Annotated in this window: 15 protein-coding genes; 5 read left to right on the top strand and 10 right to left on the bottom strand. The window is 68.0% G+C overall.

Annotated features, from left to right (window positions below; genetic code table 11):
- Positions 1-121 precede the first annotated feature (121 nt).
- Positions 122-3,898, top strand: coding sequence for a hypothetical protein (locus AB0D53_RS07920; RefSeq protein WP_362441662.1), 3,777 nt, complete (start codon positions 122-124; stop codon positions 3,896-3,898).
- Between the two features lie 54 nt (positions 3,899-3,952).
- Positions 3,953-4,522 (top strand): hypothetical protein, encoded by a 570-nt coding sequence (locus AB0D53_RS07915; protein ID WP_362441659.1) that lies wholly within the window; start codon positions 3,953-3,955, stop codon positions 4,520-4,522.
- 179 nt (positions 4,523-4,701) lie between these two features.
- Here AB0D53_RS07915 and AB0D53_RS07910 read toward each other — a convergent pair whose 3' ends face one another.
- The 6 genes from AB0D53_RS07910 to AB0D53_RS07885 all read right to left on the bottom strand — a co-directional run bounded on the left by AB0D53_RS07910 (position 4,702) and on the right by AB0D53_RS07885 (position 10,639).
- A complete protein-coding gene (locus tag AB0D53_RS07910; RefSeq protein WP_362441656.1) occupies positions 4,702-6,036 on the bottom strand; it encodes a hypothetical protein in 1,335 nt (444 codons plus the stop codon).
- Between the two features lie 25 nt (positions 6,037-6,061).
- The gene (locus AB0D53_RS07905; RefSeq protein WP_362441653.1) at positions 6,062-6,454 is read right to left on the bottom strand and encodes a hypothetical protein; all 393 of its coding nucleotides are present in this window, start codon (positions 6,452-6,454) and stop codon (positions 6,062-6,064) included.
- Between the two features lie 934 nt (positions 6,455-7,388).
- Positions 7,389-7,808, bottom strand: a complete 420-nt coding sequence (locus AB0D53_RS07900; RefSeq protein WP_362441650.1) for a toxin-antitoxin system, toxin component, PIN family protein — start codon at positions 7,806-7,808, stop codon at positions 7,389-7,391.
- Entirely contained in the window at positions 7,765-8,412 is a 648-nt protein-coding gene (locus tag AB0D53_RS07895) for a DUF433 domain-containing protein (RefSeq protein WP_362441647.1), read from the bottom strand. The genes AB0D53_RS07900 and AB0D53_RS07895 overlap by 44 nt, the downstream gene beginning before the upstream one ends.
- Before the next feature lie 152 nt (positions 8,413-8,564).
- A complete protein-coding gene (locus AB0D53_RS07890) occupies positions 8,565-9,845 on the bottom strand; it encodes a cytochrome P450 (protein WP_362441644.1) in 1,281 nt (426 codons plus the stop codon).
- Positions 9,842-10,639, bottom strand: a complete 798-nt coding sequence (locus tag AB0D53_RS07885; RefSeq protein WP_362441640.1) for an alpha/beta hydrolase — start codon at positions 10,637-10,639, stop codon at positions 9,842-9,844. The genes AB0D53_RS07890 and AB0D53_RS07885 overlap by 4 nt, the downstream gene beginning before the upstream one ends.
- Positions 10,640-10,975: 336 nt before the next feature.
- On the opposite strand from AB0D53_RS07885, the gene AB0D53_RS07880 reads away from it, so the two are divergent.
- Both AB0D53_RS07880 and AB0D53_RS07875 read left to right on the top strand, forming a co-directional pair.
- Positions 10,976-11,338, top strand: coding sequence for a YciI family protein (locus AB0D53_RS07880; protein ID WP_362441637.1), 363 nt, complete (start codon positions 10,976-10,978; stop codon positions 11,336-11,338).
- A 2-nt stretch (positions 11,339-11,340) separates the two neighbouring features.
- Positions 11,341-12,636, top strand: a complete 1,296-nt coding sequence (locus tag AB0D53_RS07875) for a DUF6596 domain-containing protein (RefSeq protein WP_362441634.1) — start codon at positions 11,341-11,343, stop codon at positions 12,634-12,636.
- A gap of 26 nt (positions 12,637-12,662) precedes the next feature.
- Here the strand turns inward: AB0D53_RS07875 and AB0D53_RS07870 are convergent, their stop codons facing one another.
- From AB0D53_RS07870 to AB0D53_RS07855, 4 genes are all read right to left on the bottom strand, one after another.
- The gene (locus tag AB0D53_RS07870) at positions 12,663-14,714 is read right to left on the bottom strand and encodes an ATP-binding protein (protein WP_362441631.1); all 2,052 of its coding nucleotides are present in this window, start codon (positions 14,712-14,714) and stop codon (positions 12,663-12,665) included.
- Positions 14,711-15,583, bottom strand: a complete 873-nt coding sequence (locus AB0D53_RS07865) for a DUF4255 domain-containing protein (protein WP_362441628.1) — start codon at positions 15,581-15,583, stop codon at positions 14,711-14,713. The genes AB0D53_RS07870 and AB0D53_RS07865 overlap by 4 nt, the downstream gene beginning before the upstream one ends.
- 28 nt (positions 15,584-15,611) lie before the next feature.
- Complete coding sequence (locus AB0D53_RS07860; RefSeq protein WP_362441625.1) at positions 15,612-17,696, bottom strand: VWA domain-containing protein; 2,085 nt, start codon at positions 17,694-17,696, stop codon at positions 15,612-15,614.
- Positions 17,697-17,873: 177 nt separating this feature from the next.
- On the bottom strand, positions 17,874-18,500 hold the full coding sequence (locus AB0D53_RS07855; RefSeq protein ID WP_362441622.1) for a response regulator transcription factor: 627 nt from the start codon (positions 18,498-18,500) through the stop codon (positions 17,874-17,876).
- A gap of 210 nt (positions 18,501-18,710) precedes the next feature.
- On the opposite strand from AB0D53_RS07855, the gene AB0D53_RS07850 reads away from it, so the two are divergent.
- Positions 18,711-20,048, top strand: a complete 1,338-nt coding sequence (locus AB0D53_RS07850; RefSeq protein WP_362441619.1) for a hypothetical protein — start codon at positions 18,711-18,713, stop codon at positions 20,046-20,048.
- Positions 20,049-20,152 lie beyond the last annotated feature (104 nt).

Raw genomic sequence — 20,152 nt, 5'->3', positions numbered from 1 at the left:
CCGACGCCGTACGTACTGCCGGTAACTGCCCCGATCACGGCGCGCGCGCCCTGCGTACGGCGTCGGCACTGCCCACACCCTGGGACGTCGACGGAGCATATGCGCGCGGCCGGGAGGACGGATGAAGGCGGTTCCTGACAAGAACCCCGCCGCTGCTCACCCGTCTCCCGCTCACCCGGCTGTCTCCCGTACGACGGCGACGGCCGCGCCGGCGAGATTACCGGGCGACCGCCCCGTCCCCGATCGCCCCGTCCCTGATCGGCGCGGACTGGTCGGCTTGCAGCGGGCGGCGGGCAACAGGGCCGTCTCCCGCCTGGTCGCGCAGCGCTACACGGCCCCGGTGAAGCCGTCCCCCGCCCAGGCCCCCGGCTTCCGCAAGGTCAAATCCGATGTCGCGGCCAAGAGAATCCGCCTGTCCCACCACGCCCCCGCCGCCACCGAGTCGAAGTCGGCCCAGGACGCGGCCGTCGCGCCCCCCGACGACAAGGAGGCGCAGGGCAAGGCGGCCAACGCCGAAAAGATGAACGCCGCGAAGCCCGGTGAGTTCAACAAGCAGGCGTTCATCGACGCGGTGAACAAGGCCATCGACGCCCAGGCCCCGAAGAACCTCGACCAGGCCGACAAGTTCTCCAAGTCCGGCAAGGCCGATCAGATCAAGGGTGAGGTCGACGGCAAGGTCAAGGACGGCAAGGATTCCTCGGCCAAGGACATCGACACGGCGACGAAGGCCCCACCGGACACCTCGGCGGCCAAGGACAAGCCCGTCACCCCGATGACCCCCGACCAGCCGCCCGCCAACCCGGGCGCCCCCTCCGCCGCGGACGCGATCCCCGCCCAACAGCCCGCTGCCGTGACGGACTTCTCCGGGGGCCCGGCGGCCAACGACCAGGCGATGGCGGACGCGGAGGTCACCGAGGACCAGCTGGCCAAGGGCAACGAACCAGAATTCGACGAGGCCCTCTCGGCGAAGAAGACGGCGGAAACGGACTCCGCGAAGGCCCCCGCGAAGGGCAGGGCGGCCGAGGCCCAGCAGCTGAGCACCGCGAAGGCCGGGGCGGCCGCCTCCGGCGCCCAGGCCATGAACGCGCTGACCGCGACCCGGGCTTCGGCGGGCAAGCAGGTCGACGGCGGCAAGGGCGAGACGAAGTCGAAGGACGAGAAGAAGCGCGCCGAGGTCACGGCGAAGCTCCAGAAGGTCTACGACGGCACGAAGAAGGACGTCGAGACCACCCTCTCCGACCTGGACAAGAAGGTCGACACCGCCTTCACCCAGGGTGAGAAGGCGGCCCGTGACGCGTTCACCGCCGACCACAAGCGCCGTATGAAGAAGTACAAGGACAAGCGCTACTCGGGCATGTTCGGCCCCGCGAAGTGGGCCAAGGACAAGTTGATGGGCATGCCGAAGGAGGCCAACGACCTCTTCCAGGAGGCCCGGAAGCTCTACGTGGCGAAGATGCAGACCGTCATCTCGTCCGTCGCCGACATCATCGGCACCGAACTGGGCAAGGCCAAGGCCCGCATCGCCAAGGGCCGCACCGAACTCAAGGCCGAGGTCGACAAACTCCCCGCGGACCTGCGCGAGTTCGGCCAGGAGGCCGCCACCGACTTCGCGGGGAAGTTCGACGACCTCGAAGCCACGGTCAACGAGAAGTCCGAGCAGCTGGTCCAGGACCTCGCCACGAAGTACACGGCGGCGCTGAACAAGGTCGACGAGGAGATCAAGAAGCTCCAGGAGGCCAACAAGGGCCTGGTCGACAAGGCGAAGGACGCGATCGTCGGCGTCATCAAGACGATCAACGAACTGAAGAACCTTCTGCTCGGGATCCTGGCCAAGGCCGCCTCCGCGATCATGAAGATCATCAAGGACCCCATCGGGTTCCTGGGCAACCTGGTCAAGGCGGTCGGTGCCGGGCTCAACCTCTTCATCACCAACGTCGCCGAGCACCTCAAGACCGGCGTCGTGTCCTGGCTGCTGGGCACTGCGGTCAAGGCCGGGCTCGAACTCCCGCAGAGGTTCGACCTCAAGGGCATCATCCAGCTCATCGGCTCCCTCCTCGGCCTGACCTGGGCCAACATCCGCGCCCGCATCACCCGCAAGGGCATCCCCGACCAGGCCATGACCGCCGTCGAGTCCTCCGTTCCCGTCGCGAAGAAACTCGCCACCGAGGGCCCCGCCGGCGCCGTCAAGGAAATCGAGGCCGAAGCCGGCGACCTCAAGGCCACCATCCTCGAAAAACTCACCAGCTACCTGATCCCCACCGTCATCATCGCCGGGATCACCTGGATCATCTCCCTCCTCAACCCCGCCTCCGCCTTCGTCCGCGCGGTCAAGGGAATCATCGACATCGTCACGTTCATCGTGAACCAGGGCGCCCAGATAGTGGAGTTCGTCAACTCCGTCCTCGACGCCGTCATCGCCATCGCCAACGGCGGCGCAGCAGGCGTCCCCAAGATGGTCGAAGCCGCCCTCGCCACCAGCGTCCCGCTCCTGATCGGCTTCCTCGCCTCACTCCTCGGCATCGGCTCCCTCGCCAACAAGGTCAAAAGCGTCTTCCACGCCGTCGCCCGCCCCGTCAACCGCGCCATCGACAAAATCGTGGGCTTCATCGCCAAAAAAGGTAAAGCCCTCTGGAACAAGTCCAAAGAGAAGGACCACAAGACTAAGCCCGAGGGCGAAAAAAATCAAAGCCGCGAAAAGGATAGCCCCCAAAAGAAACAAGAAGATCTCAATCGAATAGTAGCCGCCCTAACGCCAAAAATTGCCAAGTATGTAGGATCAGGAAAGTCTCGTAAAGCCCTAGAAATAAGGCTAGGGATTTGGCGCCGCCAGTACCGCCTCGCAAGTCTGACGGTATCGCAGGACGGTTCGATCACCGCTAAGATCAACCCCTCGATCACTATAGGAAATATCAGCGTCAAGGATCGAGAATTAGCACTCCTCATCATTCCGGCCTTGGCGCAAGTTGAGCAGGAATATTTCGCTCACCTCTTGCTCACCGGAGATCGCGGCCCGGTTATAGCGAAGGCAATTTCTGGCTGGACAGGCGGGCAAGCAAACTCTCTCGCTAAACTCTCATCTTTCGAGAGAGCCATGGTCATGGCATACTTCCGCCCCGGCGCTAAAGTACTAGCAATCGAAAAGTCCGTTTCGATATTCACTCCGGACAGCCAACGAAGCAGTTCATCCGTAGGAGTGATCGGGAGAGTCAACTCTGTTGGCGCCTATGCCGCCAAGCAGAAAATGAACAAAAAGAGACAAATTGTCGACATATTGAGCGTATCGGATGACTTGCGAAGGAAGTCACAAAAGGCATATGGGACACCTCTGCCGGATCAAGACATAGCGAAATCCTTGAGCTCTTCAGAATTCAATGAAACGGTGCTGCGCAGTCGCGCCACACGAACCACAAAGACTGCACAGAAATCCCTAGAGGTATTCATACGTGCCATGAGGAGGAACCACAGACTCGTGCAGTCCGTGGAAACAGGGCGCATGCATGGTGTACCAAGTGCGACCACCATGAGGAACTCACTAGTTCAATCCGGTACCGTAACGGGGTTGGATCCGATCCTTGGGATGGATGGCAGCATGAATATCATGGCACCGCTCGCCCAGGACCCCGCTCAGCAACAGAAGCGCGAGGAGCGACTTGGCACCGTTCTCATCGAGATGGTCAAGTCTGCTCCCACAGCTGGACAATCACAGATTGCAGGACAGAGTTTAATCTCCTCAGTTCACATGCTGGTGGCGGATGGTTACAGTGTTAACCCGCTCGCAGAGCAGATCGAAAGGTATGCCGAGTCCAAAATATCTGGAGCTCCCCCCTCACAGATAGAACATGAATTCCGATTACTTAAGATCGGGATACGCGACATGCTAGAGAACACAAATAAGTGAACGATGTGGGTCATCGAATCAACCAACGGATCATCACATAGCTGAAGGTGACTAATGCGCCTCAACGTGATATTTCGAGACTCCATCGACCCTCAAACATTCGCCAGATTCGCCGAGGGTCAGCATTGGGTGTTCCAGGGTACTTATCCAGCCGCCGAATCGGCACCGGCAGAATGGGTCTGGGCTACGCCAGCGGGAGCTGGGCTGCACTTGATCGAAGACGAAGCACTGGACTTGATCTATCTCTCTGTCGAGAACTACTCCATCAAGGGGACCTCCCCGGACGCCGTGCGATCGACACTTAATTCAATTTCAAGAGAATTCGAAACAATATCCACCCAGGAGTTGATCGACCTCTACTATGCCGAGCCAGAATGGAATGCACGCGTTCTCACACTGATGATGATCGCTGCGGCAGCTGGCGAAGATTTCGCACCCGACATTTGCCAGGTCATCGAGCACGGAATCAGATTTCATCAGCCGGATGTCAGGAAGGCTGCTGCAATTGCCTCCATGTATGCTCCCTGGGCCGATCTCAAAGCAGCCATCTCAGCTGCAGCGAGCAACGATTCTGATGAACAGGTCCGAGATCTGGCATCGATGTCGCTACTAAATTTCAAATAGGGCCCACGAAGCAATTCTCTACCCATCCACGAAACCTGACAAATAGATCCAGGTAGAGACGTAGAACACGTCAAGTGACGGCGTGCATTGGGTCCTGGCAATTCTCACCATCAACGCACCTCCTCCTCAGTGTTGTGCATGCGGCCCCTTCAATCGAAATGGGAATACGAGGCTCGGAGCTACCGACCAAGCACATCCATCAAATGGTCGTCCAAGTCCGCCACGAAGTCCTCCCGGCGCCACGGTCGAAGCTCCTGGTGGGCCCTCCGTAAGCGGATCATTGGCACCCTCCCGCCCGTTGAAGCTGCCGCTGCGATGCACTCGTGCAGCAGATCGGCTGCCGCATGCGGCTCGCCGAGCCGGATTCTCGCCAGCGCTTGATCCGTTGTGACGATGACGCGTTGCACCTTTTGCCGAGGGGATCCGAGAGAGCCCACCGAGGCCGCAAACTGATCATGTGCGACGGCCGGATCACCCACGTGTAGCTGGCACACACCCTCGAAGCCGCGCAGGTACTCCGCAGAGAACGCGCCGGGCTGGGGGTCGTCGGGGAACTGCCGCTCCATGTCGTACCAGGCCAGTCCAAGTGCCGCGCCGGCTTGCCGGTCCTGGCCCGACCGAGCAGCGACTTCCGCCTGCAGTGCATGCGCTCGCGCACGGACCAGACGGCTTTCTCCACTGCTGGCAGCGCGGACCGCCTTCTCAACGAGCACATCCGCGTTCGCAATATCGGGCGACGCGTACAGGACAGTGAGAGCGTGGCTCAGGTACACCGAGGCCCGTCGCCAAGGCTGCCCCAAGCCGGCGGCTTCCCTGGTCGCCTCTTCATACAGAGCCCGGCTGGCGGCATCGTCACGCGTCTCGAACGCGAGGCGGCCTGCCAGCATCGCCGCCTCCACCCGCGTGCACCGCAAGTGCTCACGCACCGGCTCCGGCGATCCATCGGCCATCAACCGACGACACGCTTCCAACGCCGGAGCGAGCATCAACTGCAGACGTACGAACGGAAGGCTCCCTACCTGCGCATTGACGCCCGCGACAACGGAGGCAAGCCCAGCGACGGTCTCCGAGTCCAGGAGAGAGGAATCCGTGAGGATCTTCCCCAAACCCACACCAGCAGCCTCTGGTACCAGCAGCGTCAGCAGGCTGCCACTGTCATCCGTCATTGCTCGGACCAGCATGCTTCGCAGTTCCGCGATCCGAAGTTCGCTCTCCCCGAGCTGTCCCAACGCATCGAGGAACTGAGCGAAGTCCGAACCTTCTCCGAGCGCGCGGCTGCCACCGGGCGTAGTCGCGTACAGATGAGCAAGCAGCAGTTGGTAGCGCTCGTCCGGCATCGTCGGCGACCTCGACTCCCAGCGCGCAAGCGAGCGCTGGACACTCGCGATCTGCGGCAGCCTGGGCACGCCCAGACCCTGAGCGATCTGCGTCAGAGCCCGTGCCATGTCGGCCAGGGACAGGCCCCGCCGAACCCTCAGCCTCTTCAGCGCCGCGCCCGCGGTCGAGTTGTCCATTCCGTCATCGTGACGCAGACCGGCGCTAGACGGGGATGATCAGCCGCGGCTTCTCCTGCTCTGCTGTGTAGTTGATGGTCTGCCACGTACCCGATGACGGCTCAGTCGCGCGGGGAAACCCAATCGTCAGTGCGGACCGATCGACCATCCATCGGTTCCGTGCGTGGTACGCCTCGACGGACAGGCGGGGAGCTCCGAGTTCAACGATTTCCTTGATGCGGTTGCCTTTGCGGGCACGGGAGATGGCCTGCTGAGCCTCTTCCGGTTGCTGGGCAACTGTGCCCGGAACGACGATCGTGATGTCCACGGATGTACGGTCCGCCAGCCACAGCAAGGCCCATGAATCAATTCCCTTCGCACCACCGATGTAGAAGGCGCTGTGGGCGAATGCACCGAGGTACGTGGCGAAGAGCGTCATGTACTCGTCTCGCGGCCGGTGATCTGTGGACCGAGTGCCCGTAATCGCCACGGCGTGCATGATCAACTCCGTGTCATAGATTGTCGTCTCCCGTCAGACTCCCACGCTTGAGACTGTCAGTGCGTGGACACCTACAAGGCGAACAGCGATACGCGCGGATCCAGGATGCTTCCGGACCCTGACTACCTCTCGCAGGCCCAGCAGCGCGGCACACACTGCGTGTGGTGCGATGTCCTCCTGACCCCGCACACAGCGGTGAGCCTTGGCCCGAGGCGTAGGGGCGGTCGCTATTGCACGACGGTCTGGTTCCCCCGTTGTTGCAACGCCTGCGGGAAGCGAGCGGCATCATGAAGATCTGCTGTCGCTGCCAGGAAGTCACCACCGGCGAGGCCGAGGCAGTCGGCGACGGCTTCTCGATGAGCGGGGCACGGGCCAATGTCCACGCCCATCCGGCATGCGTCCCGTTCACGGTCTCTCGCGCAGATGGAGTTCCCCCGAGCTCGCCAGAGCGTGACTCAAGCGCACGTCGATCATGAGTGCTGCGGCCCGGCTGGGTTCCAATACCGCGTACCGCTCACCGGAGTGCAGGGCTGCAAGCAGCGAATGGCCCGAAGCACACCGGCTCTGCCACGGCGAACAGGTCATCCGCATCAGGCCCGACGAGACACCGGTCGAGTACCTGCGTTGCGCGTGCAGCTGCCACCGTGAAGGATGGCTGCCCTCGACCTGAAGAGGTGTTCTGCGACAACGAGGGTTGCGGAGTGTCGCAGGAGCTTGAACGATCGGCTCGCTGACGACCAATGAAGGTAGCGGCAGCACGCGGGGATGTCATGGACGCGTGCGAAAACGTCTCACCAGCGGTGGTCGGCAGATCTGTCACTGGTCCTCCATACTTCCTGGAACGGTGGCCGATGGCTGGCAGATCTCTACCTGGTCACGACCAGGTCAGTCGGAGGCCATCCGCTCCGATCGCGTAGGCGGCCGGTCCCTTCTTCGCGGCCACGCGGTGGATCTCATCCCTTGCCGCGTGGATTCGGCGCACCATTTCGGCAATCGGTAACTGCTGGTTGTCCAGGTAGAAGAGGACACCAGCCTCATCCACAAGCGGTTGCCGCTCATGGGCGCGGGTCTTGATCCGACCGTCCTTGCACAGTGGATGCCAACCGTGTTCGAGGCCGTACGCGATCCACGCCTCGTCAGGGATGTCCTGGGCATCGTCCGGGAACTCCTCGGCGATCAAGTGAATGCGCCATCCGAGCTCGACCAGCCGAGCCGGCACCGTCTTGCCGAGGTTGCGGTCCAGCAGGAACTCAGGCTGATTGGGCGGCTCGGAGAATGGCCTCGACCTCGTCACGCGACATGCCGAACTCGTCGCCGACGACCTCCAACGGCTCGCCCGCTCGCCAGAGGCCGACGATCGCATCCACCTGAACCTTGTTGGACGCGACCACCGGTGCTCCCCAGCCGAACCGTGGATCGATGATCACCGGGGCGACATCCGGATACTGCATCAGGCGCAGTCGCTGCGGGGTCCGCCCGTCGGCTTCCCAGGTGATGTAGCGCAAGTAGTCCTCGATGACTTCGCGGATCGGCCGTTGCCCATCGCGAGCCCGTGCCAGATCGCCTGCGTGGTCCACGAAGATTTCGACGCCGTCGGTCGCGATCCTGCGCGTGGCCAGCCCATAGGGTTCGCCGAACTCCCGCCGAACAGCTTCCGCTGCCTCGCGGATCTTGTGAAGGCTGAGCCCCAGATCCCGAAGCGCGTGCAAGACGTACGCCTCGACCACGGCGACGAAGGGGACCGACGGCCCGCCTCTCTTCTCGGCCTCGACAGCGTGGACCAGCGGCTCGCCGGCTGCCTTCTCGTGAAGCCAGCGGTACAGCGTTCTCTCGTTGATTCGAAGATGCCGTGCGGTCTCCAGCGGCGTCATGATCGGGTCCCGGAATTTGTTCACCATCAGCGGCACCTCCCTCAGGCCCAGCGTTACACATCGAGTGGCTCACCCCCAGACTCAAGCGGTTCAGGAACCGTACGTTTGGTCTGAATGCCACCGGACGGCTTTCTCCGTCCGGTCACCCGAGGGGGTGAAACCAGGGCCGGGACCAGCTGTCAGACGCCGCCCACCCGCACCGGCAGCGACTTCAGCCCGTTGATGAAGTTCGACACCAGGCGCCCCGGTGAACCCGCCGGTTCGAGCGACGCCGGAAGGACGCGGCACACCTCCTCGTACAGCACCCGCAGCTGCAAGCGCGCGAAGTGCGCGCCCAGGCAGACGTGCGGGCCGTCGCCGAAGGAGACGTGGGGGTTGGGGGTGCGGGTGAGGTCCAGGGTGAACGGGTCGGGGAAGACGCGTTCGTCGTGGTTGGCGGAGGCGTGGAGGACGACCACCTTGTCGCCGGTGCGGATACGGGTGCCCGCCAGCACCGTGTCCTCGCGGGCCGTGCGGCGGAAGGTCAGGACCGGGGGGTGGCGGCGGAGGAGTTCGTCGACGGCGGTCGCGAACCCCACCTCGCCGTTGCGCAGGCGGCGGTACGCCTCGGGGTTCTCCGCCAGGAGGTGCAGGCCGCCGGGGGCCGCGCTGCGTACGGTGTCGTTCCCGGCGATCACCAGCAGGAAGAAGAACATCTCCAGCTCGGGGGCGGTCAGTTCGGGGTCCGTGGCCAGGGACGTCATCACGTCGTCGGCGGGGTGGCGGCGTTTGTGGGCGGCCAGGGTGTGGGCGTAGTCGAACATGTCGCGCAGGGCTGACGGGGAGCGGGGGTCGAGCGGCTTGCCGTCCGGGCCCGGCGTCGGTGTTCCGGCCTCGTCGGGGTCCTGGTAGCCGATGACGCGTCGGGTCCAGTGGAGAAGGAGCGCGCGGTCGGTGTCCGGCACGCCGAGCAGGTCGGTGAGATTGAGCAGGGCGTAGTCGTCGGTGACCCGGGTGACGAGGTCGCAGGTGCCGTCGCCGGCCCGCGCCTCGGCCACCGCCCGGGTGAGCAGGGCGCGGGCGCGTTCGCGGACGACGGTGTCGAAGCGTTCGATGCGCTTCGGGGTGAAGGCGCGGCTGACGAGTACGCGCAGGCGCCGGTGGTGCGGTGGGTCCTGGTTGAGCATCATGCGGCGGATGAACGGGAGGTCGGCGGGGTCGGGGTCGCGGATCTGGGTGGCGCCCAGGTACGAGGAGTACGTCGAGGAGTCCTTCAGGACCCGGACCACGTCCTCGTGCCGGGTGACCGCCCAGAAGCCGGGGCCCGCCGGCCAGCCGAGCACCTCCGGCTCCTCCTGCCACGCCACGGGGTGGTGGTCGCGCAGGTGGCGGTAGTGGTCGTGGGGGATGCCTCGCCCGTACTGCCTGGGGTCGAAGACGTCCGGCACGGTCCCGGACCCGACCCCGGACCCGGTCGTCATGCTTCCGCGCCCTCGGCTTCCTCGGCGTCCGCCCTCAGGAAGTCCTCCATCACGCGGATCAGGTCGAGCGGAGTCTCGTCCATCGCGTAGTGGCCGCACGCCGGCAGCTCCACCAGTTCGGCCCGGGGGAACCAGCGCATCCAGGTGGCGCGCTGCAACTCGGCGGAGAGGGCCGGGTCCAGCGCGCCCACGACGGCGAGGGCGGGCACGGGCGAACCCTCGATCCGGTCGTGGAAGTCCTCACCCGCCCAGGAGTCCAGCCAGGCCCGGAACGCCTTGGCGTCGCTGCAGTCGACCGAGCGGCGCACCATGCGGTCCAGCCAGCCCGCCGGACGTCGGCCTCCGGTGGTGGTGTCGAGGATGACGCGACGGTTCTGCGGGGTGTGCGCCGCCCCGGCGAAGAGTTCCCACTGCTCGGGCGGGAGCGGAAGACCGGACGCGGGGACCGGCGACACCCCGACGATCCTGCGCACCCGCTCGGGCGCGGCAGCCAGTGTCCGCTGGATGACGGAGCCGCCCATCGAGTGGCCGATCAGCGAGAACCGCTCCCAGCCGAGCCGGTCGGCCAGCGCGAGCACGTCCTCGGCCCCCTCGGCCGTGGTGTACGAGCCGCCCGCGTCCCGCGCCTCGCCGTATCCGCGCAGGTCCACCACCGCGTACTGGAACGAATCGAGATCGAGGTCCGGCAGCACGGGGGCGTACGCGGAGCGGTCGGCGAGCCAGCCGTGCACCGCGATCACCTTGTGCGGGCCGTCGCCGTGCAGTTCGTGGGGCAGAACAGATGAAGCGGTCACACCGGCTCCCGTCAGCGAGTGGAGTGGCCGGTCGGTCACCGGCCGGCCCACGGACCACGGTCGCGCCAACTCCCGTCCCGCGCAAGGGACCGGACGGAGGACCGGGCTCGGTGGCGGGCTCAGTACCGGGCGGAGGGACGGGGCCGGGACACGAAGCCGCGAGACGGGGCCGGGGCCGGGGCTGGTGATCATTTTTGCGGTGCGGAGAGAGCGTACGGAAAGCGTGCGGAGGAAAATCGAAATAAGTTGTCGTCGGATGTCGAGCGCTCGCTCGCGGCGCCGACTGAAGGGTGACAGCGCGCCGACGGGGCGCGCGGGACCGAGAGGACACCCGAGATGAAGTACGTCGCGATGATCTACGGCAACCAGGCCAAGTGGGACTCCTTCCCCGCCGAGGCCTGGCCGGAGGCGATCGCCAAGCAGGATGCGTTCAACAAGAAGTACCAGGAGAGCGGGGAGCTGATCGGCGCCTACGGCCTGGCGGACGCTGCCAACGCCCAGCTCGTACGCCGCAAGGACGGCGCCCCGGCGGTCACCGACGGACCGTACCTGGAGACCAAGGAGTACATCGCCAGCTTCTACATGCTGGACTGCGAGAGCGAGGAGCGTGCCCAGCAGATCGCCGCAGACATGCCCTTCGCCGATGTGGAGCCGGTCGAGCTGTGGCCCGTACTGCACGAGTCCGCGGCGGACATGTGAGCGTGGCTCCCGGCGTCGAGGACCTGCTGCGCGAGCTGGCGCCGCAGGTCCTCGGCGCGCTGCTCCGCCGGTACGACGCCTTCGACGCGTGTGAGGACGCCGTACAGGAGTCCCTGCTCGCCGCGGCTCTCCAGTGGCCCTCCGAGGGGACGCCTGACAATCCGAGGGGCTGGCTGGTCACCGTCGCCTCGCGCAAGCTGGTGGACCAGGTGCGCAGTGAGCAGGCCCGGCGGAGCCGTGAGCACCGTATGGCCCTGGCCACCCCGCAGTCGGAACTGTTCAGCCGGGCCGCCGACGCCGAGCCGGAGGCCGACCGGGACGACTCCCTCGCGCTTCTGTTCCTCTGCTGCCACCCGGCGTTGTCCGCACCGAGCCGGATCGCCCTGACACTGCGCGCGGTCGGCGGCCTGACCACCGCTCAGGTCGCGGCGGCCTTCCTGGTGCCGGAGCCGACCATGGCCCAGCGCATCAGCCGGGCCAAGCAGACCGTCAAGGCCTCCGGCGCGCCGCTGCGCATGCCGGAGGCGGCGGACCGGGCCGAGCGGCTGGGCGAGGTCCTGCACGTGCTGTACCTGATCTTCAACGAGGGGTACACCACCACGGACGGCACCGACCTGACCGCGCCCGCCCTGTCGGCCGAGGCGATCCGGCTCGCCCGGCTGCTGCACCGCCTGCTGCCCGAGGACACGGAGACGGCCGGGCTGCTGGCACTGATGTTGCTCACCGATGCGCGCCGCCCCGCCCGCATCGGCCCGGACGGCGAGCTGGTACCGCTGGCGGAGCAGGACCGCGGCCGGTGGGACCACCGGCTCGTCGCCGAGGGGATCGAGCTGATCAGCCGGACCCTGCCGCGGGGGCAGGTCGGCCCGTACCAGCTGCAGGCCGCCATCGCCGCCGTCCACGCCGAGGCCGGGCATGTCGACGCCACGGACTGGCCGCAGATCCTCGCCCTGTACGAGCTGCTGGAGCACCTCGCGCCCAATCCGATGGTCACCCTCAACCGCGCGGTCGCCGTCGCCATGGTGCACGGTCCCGCCGCCGGACTCGACCTGCTCGCCACCCTGGAGCCCGTCAAACGCATGGCGCGCCATCATCGGCTGCTCTCCACCAGGGCCCACTTCCTGGAGCTGCTCGGCCGGTGCGCCGCTGCGGCGGAGGACTACCGCGAGGCCGCCCGGCGTACCACCAGCGCACCAGAACGCCGCCACCTCACCTCCCGAGCGGCACGCCTCGCATCGGCGCCCCCGGACCGCGTCGGCGGCACCACGTCGTACCGGCGCCCCACATCACACCAGTAACGCCACGCGGCCCCAGCAGCGCCGCCTCACGCCAGCAGCTCCAGATACGGGCCGAACTCCGACGCCAGGGTCAGCCGTCCCAGCTTCTGGTACTCGCGCTGGATCGCGTGGATCAGCGTCGGCATCGTCACCGGCTCGCCCGTGTCCGCCGCCAGGTACGCGGACGTCACCGCGACCGAGCGGATGTTGCCGCCCGCCAGCTCGAAGTTCTCCGCGCAGAAGGCGAGGTCCAGGTCCTCGCCCCGGGGGAGTACCGGGCCCAGGCAGCGCTCCCAGAGGACGAGGCGCTGTTCGGGGTCCGGGACCGGGAAGTCGATGACGAGGTCCAGACGGCGGGTGAACGCGTCGTCCAGGTTGGCCCGGAGGTTGGTGGCGAGGATGGCCAGGCCGTCGAAGGACTCCATGCGCTGGAGGAGGTACGCGCTCTCGACGTTCGCGTAGCGGTCGTGGGCGTCCTTCACGTCGGAGCGCTTGCCGAAGATCGCGTCCGCCTCGTCGAAGAGGAGGACTCCGTTCACGCCCGCCGCCTCCGAGAAGATGCGTTCCAGGTTCTTCTCCGTCTCGCCCACGTACTTGTCGATCACCGTCGCCAGGTCGACCGTGTAGAGGTCCAGGCCCAGGTCCGCTGCGATGACCTCCGCGGACATCGTCTTGCCGGTGCCCGAGTCGCCCGCGAAGAGGGCGGAGACGCCACGTCCCCGGCCGCCGCCGGGGCGCATGCCCCACTCCCCCAGGACCCGGTCGCGGTGTCTCGCACGGGCGGTGAGTTCGCGGAGCTGGGCGTGGGTGTCGGGCGGCAGGACGAGGTCGTCCCAGGTGACGGTGGGTTCGATACGGCGGGCCAGGCGGTCCAGGCCCGCCGCGTTCTGGGCGCGCGCGCCCTGGCGGACGTGGTCGGGGGTGAGGGTGCCGCCGTCCAGGTGGGTGGTCTGGGCGGCGCCCCGGGCGGCCCGGGTGATCTGCTCCGGGGTGAGGAGGAACGGCGAGAGCAGCCGGTCCACGTCGACGGTTTCGGGGACGGGGGCCTCGTACGCGTCGGTCCACAGGGCCGCTCTGGTCGAGGGTTCCACGCGTGGCGCGTGCAGGAGCAGGGGCGGGGCGGCGGACCAGGACGCGTCCCAGGGGGCCCGGCCCACCAGGATCGTGGGGACCGGGGTGCCGGTGAGCAGCCGGAGGAGCTCCGGGTGTTCGCGGGAGACCGCGTCGAGGGGGGCGCAGACCACGCCCGCGCCGGTCAGCCGGGCCTCGCGGACCAGGGAGCGGACCGCCTCGGCCGGTGTCGGATCCTCGGCGAGGCGTGCCAGGTCCAGGCCCAGCACCTGGTGGCCCGCACAGGTCAGCGCGGAGGCCGCGAGTGCGGTGCCCGCGCCGCCCTGGTCCTCGCGGAGGTAGGCCAGCGAGGCGCCGTGGGCGAGCGCCCCGGCGAGCGGGGCCGGGTCGCCGACGCCCGGGACGGCGCGCCAGGGGGCGAGGAGGTCGGCCAGCCGGGGGTCGGGGGTGTCGTCTCCCAGCAGGTGCGCGGTGACCCGGTCGGGGACGCGCAGTGCCCGGCTCAGGAAAGGCCGGTCCAGGTCCTCGACCAGGAGGAGGCGGCCCTCACGGAGCGGGGCGCGGGCCGACAGCCGGCCGCGCGCCACCTGGTCTGCGGGGGACAGCCCGCACAGGCCCAGCGCCAGGCCGATGGACGGACGGCGGCGGGTGACGTCGTCGTTCAGGTAGCCGTAGAACGCCTCGAAGCGGTCGTCGAGATCCGGTACGAGCGAGATGAGGAGGATCTCGACGTCGAGGTCGGTGAGGCCGAACTCGCCCGCCAGGGACGTCAGTCTGGACCGTTCCGCCGGCGCTTCGCCGGAGCCCGGTGCTTCGCCGGATTCCGGTACGGGGTACGGGAAGGCGCGGGCCTCGGTCTCGTCCAGCAGCCGGGCGACGTTCTCGTCCGTGAGGTAGAGGCCGCGGAAGGCGTCGTCCGGGTCCGGATCGGTGAGCTGCCGGGCCTCGACCGCCCGTCGGATGCGCTGCTCCACCGCCACCGCGCGGGCGAGGAGATAGCGCAGGTTCGGATCACCCGCGGTCGTCATTCGGCGCTGTCCTCCGTACGTGCCCTCCCGGTCCCGGGGCGGGTCTCCCCGGCACCCGTACCGGCCTCCCCGGTCCCGGTACCGGCCTCCCCGGCACCCGTACGGGCCTTCCGGGTTTCCGTGCGCGTGTCCCGGGCCTTCCGGGTCTCCGTGATGCGGAGGGACAGACCGCGTCGCCGTTCCGCGTCGGGGATGCGCGAGGCTGCGCCCCCGCCCGGCCGCCCCGGACGGCCGCCGTACACCGGGAGACCCCCGCGCCCCGGCATCGGTTCCGACACCGGCTCGGCCCCCTCGGGTACGTCCCCGAAGCGGGTCTGCAGCCCCTCGTCCCCGACCGGTGGCCCGACCACATAGCTCGGCGACGCCGTCACCGGCACGCTCACGACCAGGTCGAGCGAGGGTTTCAACTCCCCGCCCAGCGCGCTCCACACATCGGCGAACGAGCGGTCCTCCGGCGGCGGCAGCGCGATCGACATCGGTACGGGCGCCCCGATCTCGGCCAGGGTGCCCGCCAGCCGCTCCGGCGGCAGCGCCTCGTAACGCAGCAGACAGCCGAGCAGCGAGGAGAGCAGCCGGTGCTCGTCCTCCGGGCGCTTCGTCCATGCCGTGATCAGGTACGACAGCTTGAAGAACCGGGGCGGGCGGCGGCGCGCCACGATCGTGCCCCGCTCGTCGTAGTCGTTGTGCAGACCCCGCTCGCGCCTGCGCATGTCCTCGCGGATGTCGTAGAGGTACAGGTTGACCATGGGCGCGTTGACCTTCGCCGCCCACTCCCGGGTCGGGGCGTCGAAGACCACCGCGATCTGGCCGCCTCCGAGCACCTCCGCCCTGATCAGCGCCCTCAGTACATCGTCGACCTCGTGGATCACCCGATCACTCCCCTGCGATCACCGGCGCTCATGCGCGGCCCGCGAAGTCCGGCGGCTGGAGGTTCCGCTGCACCACCAGGACCGGTTTCTTCAGACGGTCGAGGTCGCGCGCGTCCGCCCTCAGCTCGCGCGGGCCCAGCTTGTCCTTGCGCAGGACCAGGACCTGCACCTCGAAAGTGCCGTCGCGGCCCACCGTGGCGGTCGCTCCCCCGGGGGTGATGCCGGTGTTCCACGTGAAACGTACCGTCGTGCCCGGCGGGTAGTCCTTGCCGCGGGCCAGCACCGGCTGGCCCGGCTTGGCCACCTGCGGGGTGACGGTCAGCGAGGGCTTCAGCACGCGCAGCCGGTCGGTGTCCTGGTTGTCGGCCTCGCGGCGGTCCGGCAGCGTGCCGCGCACGGTGGCCCTTACGTCCCCGGTGACCGCCGCACGGTACGTCGCGGTCTGGATCACCTCGATGCGGCCGCCGGCCGGGATGGTGCACGGTTTCGCCGCCGTGCAGCGGGTCAGGGCGGGCAGGCTGCGGTCCTCCCCCTTGGGGGGCTTCGGCCAGGCGGAACCGATGACCACACCGGTCGCCGGGTCCGGACCGGCGTTGGTGACGGTGAAGCGGGCGCGGGCCGGGCGGCCGGTGTACGTACGGTCCGGGCTGACGTCGACCTTCATCGCCACATCCGCCGAGGGCGGGACGGGGGCCTCCAGGACCTCGATCTGTGCCGTGTCCGTCCCCGTATTGCCCACCGAGTCGGTCGCCGAGCAGGTCACCGTGGTGCGGCCTACCGGGAAGAGAGAACCGGAGGCGGGGCTGCAGGTCGCCGGGAGCGTGCCGTCGGTGGCGTCCTCGGCGGTGGCGGTGTACGTCACGCGCGCGCCGTTCTTGTCCTTGGCCCGGACGGTCAGATCGTCCACGGTGACGACGGGTGCGTCGATGTCGTTCACGTCGATGTTGATCTGTTCCTGGAAGTCCGGGTCGGCGGCCGCGGCCGGCCCGATCGATTCCGCGCCCGGGACCTGGGTGCCCATCAGGAACTGGACGGTGCAGCTCAGCCGGGTCCCCTGGGGCGCGTCCGCGGACACGTCGATGTTCTCCGCGAAGTGCGCGGTGTCGCCGCTCGTGAGCTGCTGCGTGGGTGGGTCGAGGCTGACGGAGAGATGCGGATCGCAGTTGTCCAGGCGGTAGCTCACGTTGGTGGGGAGGTTGTTGAAGCCCTCGATGATGGCGTCGGTGACGCCGTCGCCGGGAATTCCGTTCAGCATGCGGCCGTTGGTGGCCTCGGCGATCCGCTTGGCCTGGTCGGGCTCGTGGTACGGGTCCTGGTAGGTGGGGCTGCTGTATCCGTCGCCGTTGAGCCCGTCACCGTTCTCGGTCGTCACGTCGACGGCGATGACCCGTACCCCCTTGTCCTGAAGCGCGATCACCGCTTCCTCGTAGGGGATCTTGTTGCTGGGGTTGTGGCTCGACGCGTCGCCCACCAGGACCACGACCGGGCTGGCGCCCTCGCGGAAAACCGTGCCGCCGTCCGCCCCGTTGGCCACTTTCCACAGCGCGTAGATCCAGTCCTCCGACGGACCCTTGCTCTTGTATCCGCGGGAGGTGTCCAGTTTGCCGACACCCTTCTGTACGTCTTCCAGGTTGGTCGTCAGCCCTTGGAGGACAGCGAACTCCGCCGTCGGGTCGTCCTTCTCGTCCCCGTAGGTGGCCACCGCGAAGCGGGAATCCGGCTGCTGTGCACGGACCTTCGCCGTGATGTACCTCAAGCCCGTCTGCACATCGCCGATCGGGTCGCCCATGCTGCCCGTGCCGTCCACCAGCAGGACCACGTCCGGCCTCGGCGGAATCGCCGGCGTACGCACCTGCTTGGCCACACCCGTGGAGCCGCCCGGGTCGACCGCGTCGGTGAACTCGGCGGGCGTGACCCAGGGTTCGGGCACCGCGACCTCCGGCGCACCGGTGGTGACGGCCGAACCGGGCGCGATGCCGGTGGCCACGAGGATCAGCGCGAGCGCCGGGACACGGAGCGCGGTGAGAGCGCGGCGCGGACCGGACGGCCGGGCCCGGGCCGATCCGTCCCGCCGCGACCGCGGCACCCGCCCGAGCGGCTGGAACCAGCGCACGGAAGTCCTCCCCACCCTCGCCCGATCGGCACACCGGACGTCAGGGTCCTGCACCGGCTGCGGACGCACAGCGGTGCGGGAGTCACATCCTCGGGAAGGCCCCGCTGCCCGAAAGGGCAGCCGGGGTCTAGCGAGGCGACGTGCGCAACCGCGCCGTGGACACCCGCGCGGGCCGGTTCAGATCAGCCCCTGCCGCATCGCGTACGCCACCGCGTGCGACCGGTTCCGCAACTGCAGCCGGGTCATCACCGAATGCAGCACGTTCTTTATGGTGCGCTCGGAGTAGGCCAGCTTCGTCGCGATGTCCGCGGTGTCGTACCCCTCCGCGACCAGCCGCAGCACATCCACCTCGCGCGCCGCGAGACCGGTGAAGTGCAGCCCGCGCGGGCCGAGCACCTGCCCCTGGAGGCGGCCCACCTCCTCAAGGAGCCTTCCCAGCAGGTCGGAGGGAAGATGACCCTCGCCCCGCGCCACCGTGCCTATGACCTGCACCAGATGTTCCGGGGTCGATTCGGAGCGCCTGACCACACCGGCGACACCGCACTCCGCGGCGCTCACCAGCTTCTGCTCGTCGATGTCCGTGGTGACCAGGACGGTGCGCGAGGCGCTGGTCCGCTGGATGTGACGCAGCATCGTCAGCACCGCTTCGTCGACCGTGTCCACGACGACGATCACGATGCGAGGGGAGTCGTCGCCCTCCCCCCACTCCGTCACACTGACTTCGGGGCGGGTACGTAACTGACTGGCCACGCCCGCTTGCGAGATCGGATCCTGGGCCCTTAATGCGACAGTGATGCGCTCCATGGCAATGCTCCCCCTGGGCAACAGCCGATGGCGTCACGTCGATCACAACCAACACGGCTGTTTTCGTATGCCTCACTCGTCTGAGGCGGTCAAAAGATGCCCGTGTTTCCTTACAGGGAAACAAAAAAGCCGATCCGGGCACGGAATCTGCCCGGAAGTGTTCCTTCACGGCCGATGTCGACCTTCAGTGGCGAACCTACGGTGCGCCGTATGAGTCTCACGGCAAGCCTCGACGATTCGTCCGTCACCGCCGCACCGGGCGAGCAGACGGCCATCCCCCTGCGGATCCTCAACTCCGGCAGCACCGTCGAGGAGTACCGCTTCGAGGTGATCGGCGCGTGTGCCGCCTGGTCGGCGGTAGAGCCGGCGACGCTGTCCCTGTATCCGGGCGACTCGCAGACGGTCTCCCTCATGCTGCGTCCGCCCCGGGACTCGACCGTGCTCGCCGGGGAGACGCCCTTCGGGATACGGGTGGTGCCCACCAGCGAACAGGGCGACACGGTGGTGCCCGAGGGGCGGGTGACCGTACTGCCCTTCACCGAGACCACCGCCGAACTCGTACCGCGCAGCTCGCACGGCGCCTGGCGCGGGCGGCACCGGCTCGCCGTCGACAACCGGGGGAACGCCCCGGTCACCGTACGGCTGGGAGCCCAGTCGGGTACGGAGCGGGCGCGCGTCTCGTTCGCGGCGGACACCTTGCGGATCGAGCCCGGACGGGCCGAGTTCGGGACGGTGCGGATCCGGCCCGCGAAGCGGGTGTGGCGGGGCATCCCGGTCACGCACCCCTTCCAGCTGGTCGCCACCCCGGACGTGGCCGAGGACCAGGCCCCGGTCGCACCGGTGGTCGTGGACGGCTCGTACCAGCAGGAGCCGATCCTGCCGCGCTGGCTCCCCCGGGCACTGATCACCGCGGCCGTGCTGCTGATCGCGCTGGTGGGGCTCTGGTACGCGCTGCTGCGCCCGGCCGTGAAGTCGGCGGCCAGGGAGGCGGTCACACCGGACGTGGTGCGGTCCGCGGCCGCGGCCGAGAAGAGCAAGGCGCCCGACAAGAGCGGCTCGGGGGGCGCGAGTTCGGGCGGTGCGAGTTCGGGCGGTGGCGACTCCTCCGGGGCGAACGGCGGCTCGCCGAAGCCCAGCCCGTCAGCGAGCCCCGGCACGGGCTCCGACGCGGGCGCCGCGGCCCCGACCAGTGCGCAGGTGCAGGTCAGGGACTCGGTGGGCGGCGGGTCGAACACCTCGACGGCCCTCCAGGTGCCCGCCGGGCACACCTTCCAGCTGACCGACATCGTGGTCCAGAACCCGCAGGGCGACGCGGGCACGCTCGTGGTCTCCTCGGGCCGGGACGCGCCCGTGCTCCGGCTGGCGCTGGAGAACTTCCGCGACTCCGACTACCACTTCGTCACGCCGATCCTGGTGCCCGCCAAGGGCAAGGTCACGATGACCGTCGACTGCCGGAAGGTGGGCAAGCCGGTGAACGCGCCCACGCCCTCGCGGTGCTCGGAGTCGCTGTTCCTCGGCGGCACGATGAAGACGGACACGGCGGACTGAGCGACGAACGGACAGGCGCGGCGGAGTGTGCGACGGTCGGAGCGGCGGACCGGACACGACCGGCGGACGGGCGCGACGGAAGGGCCGCGAGGCGCCATCCGCCG

The sequence above is a fragment of the Streptomyces sp. NPDC048295 genome (assembly GCF_040652135.1).
GTDB lineage: Bacteria > Actinomycetota > Actinomycetes > Streptomycetales > Streptomycetaceae > Streptomyces.
Note: the sequence above shows the minus strand (reverse complement) of the source record. Positions and strands in the feature narration are given on the sequence as shown.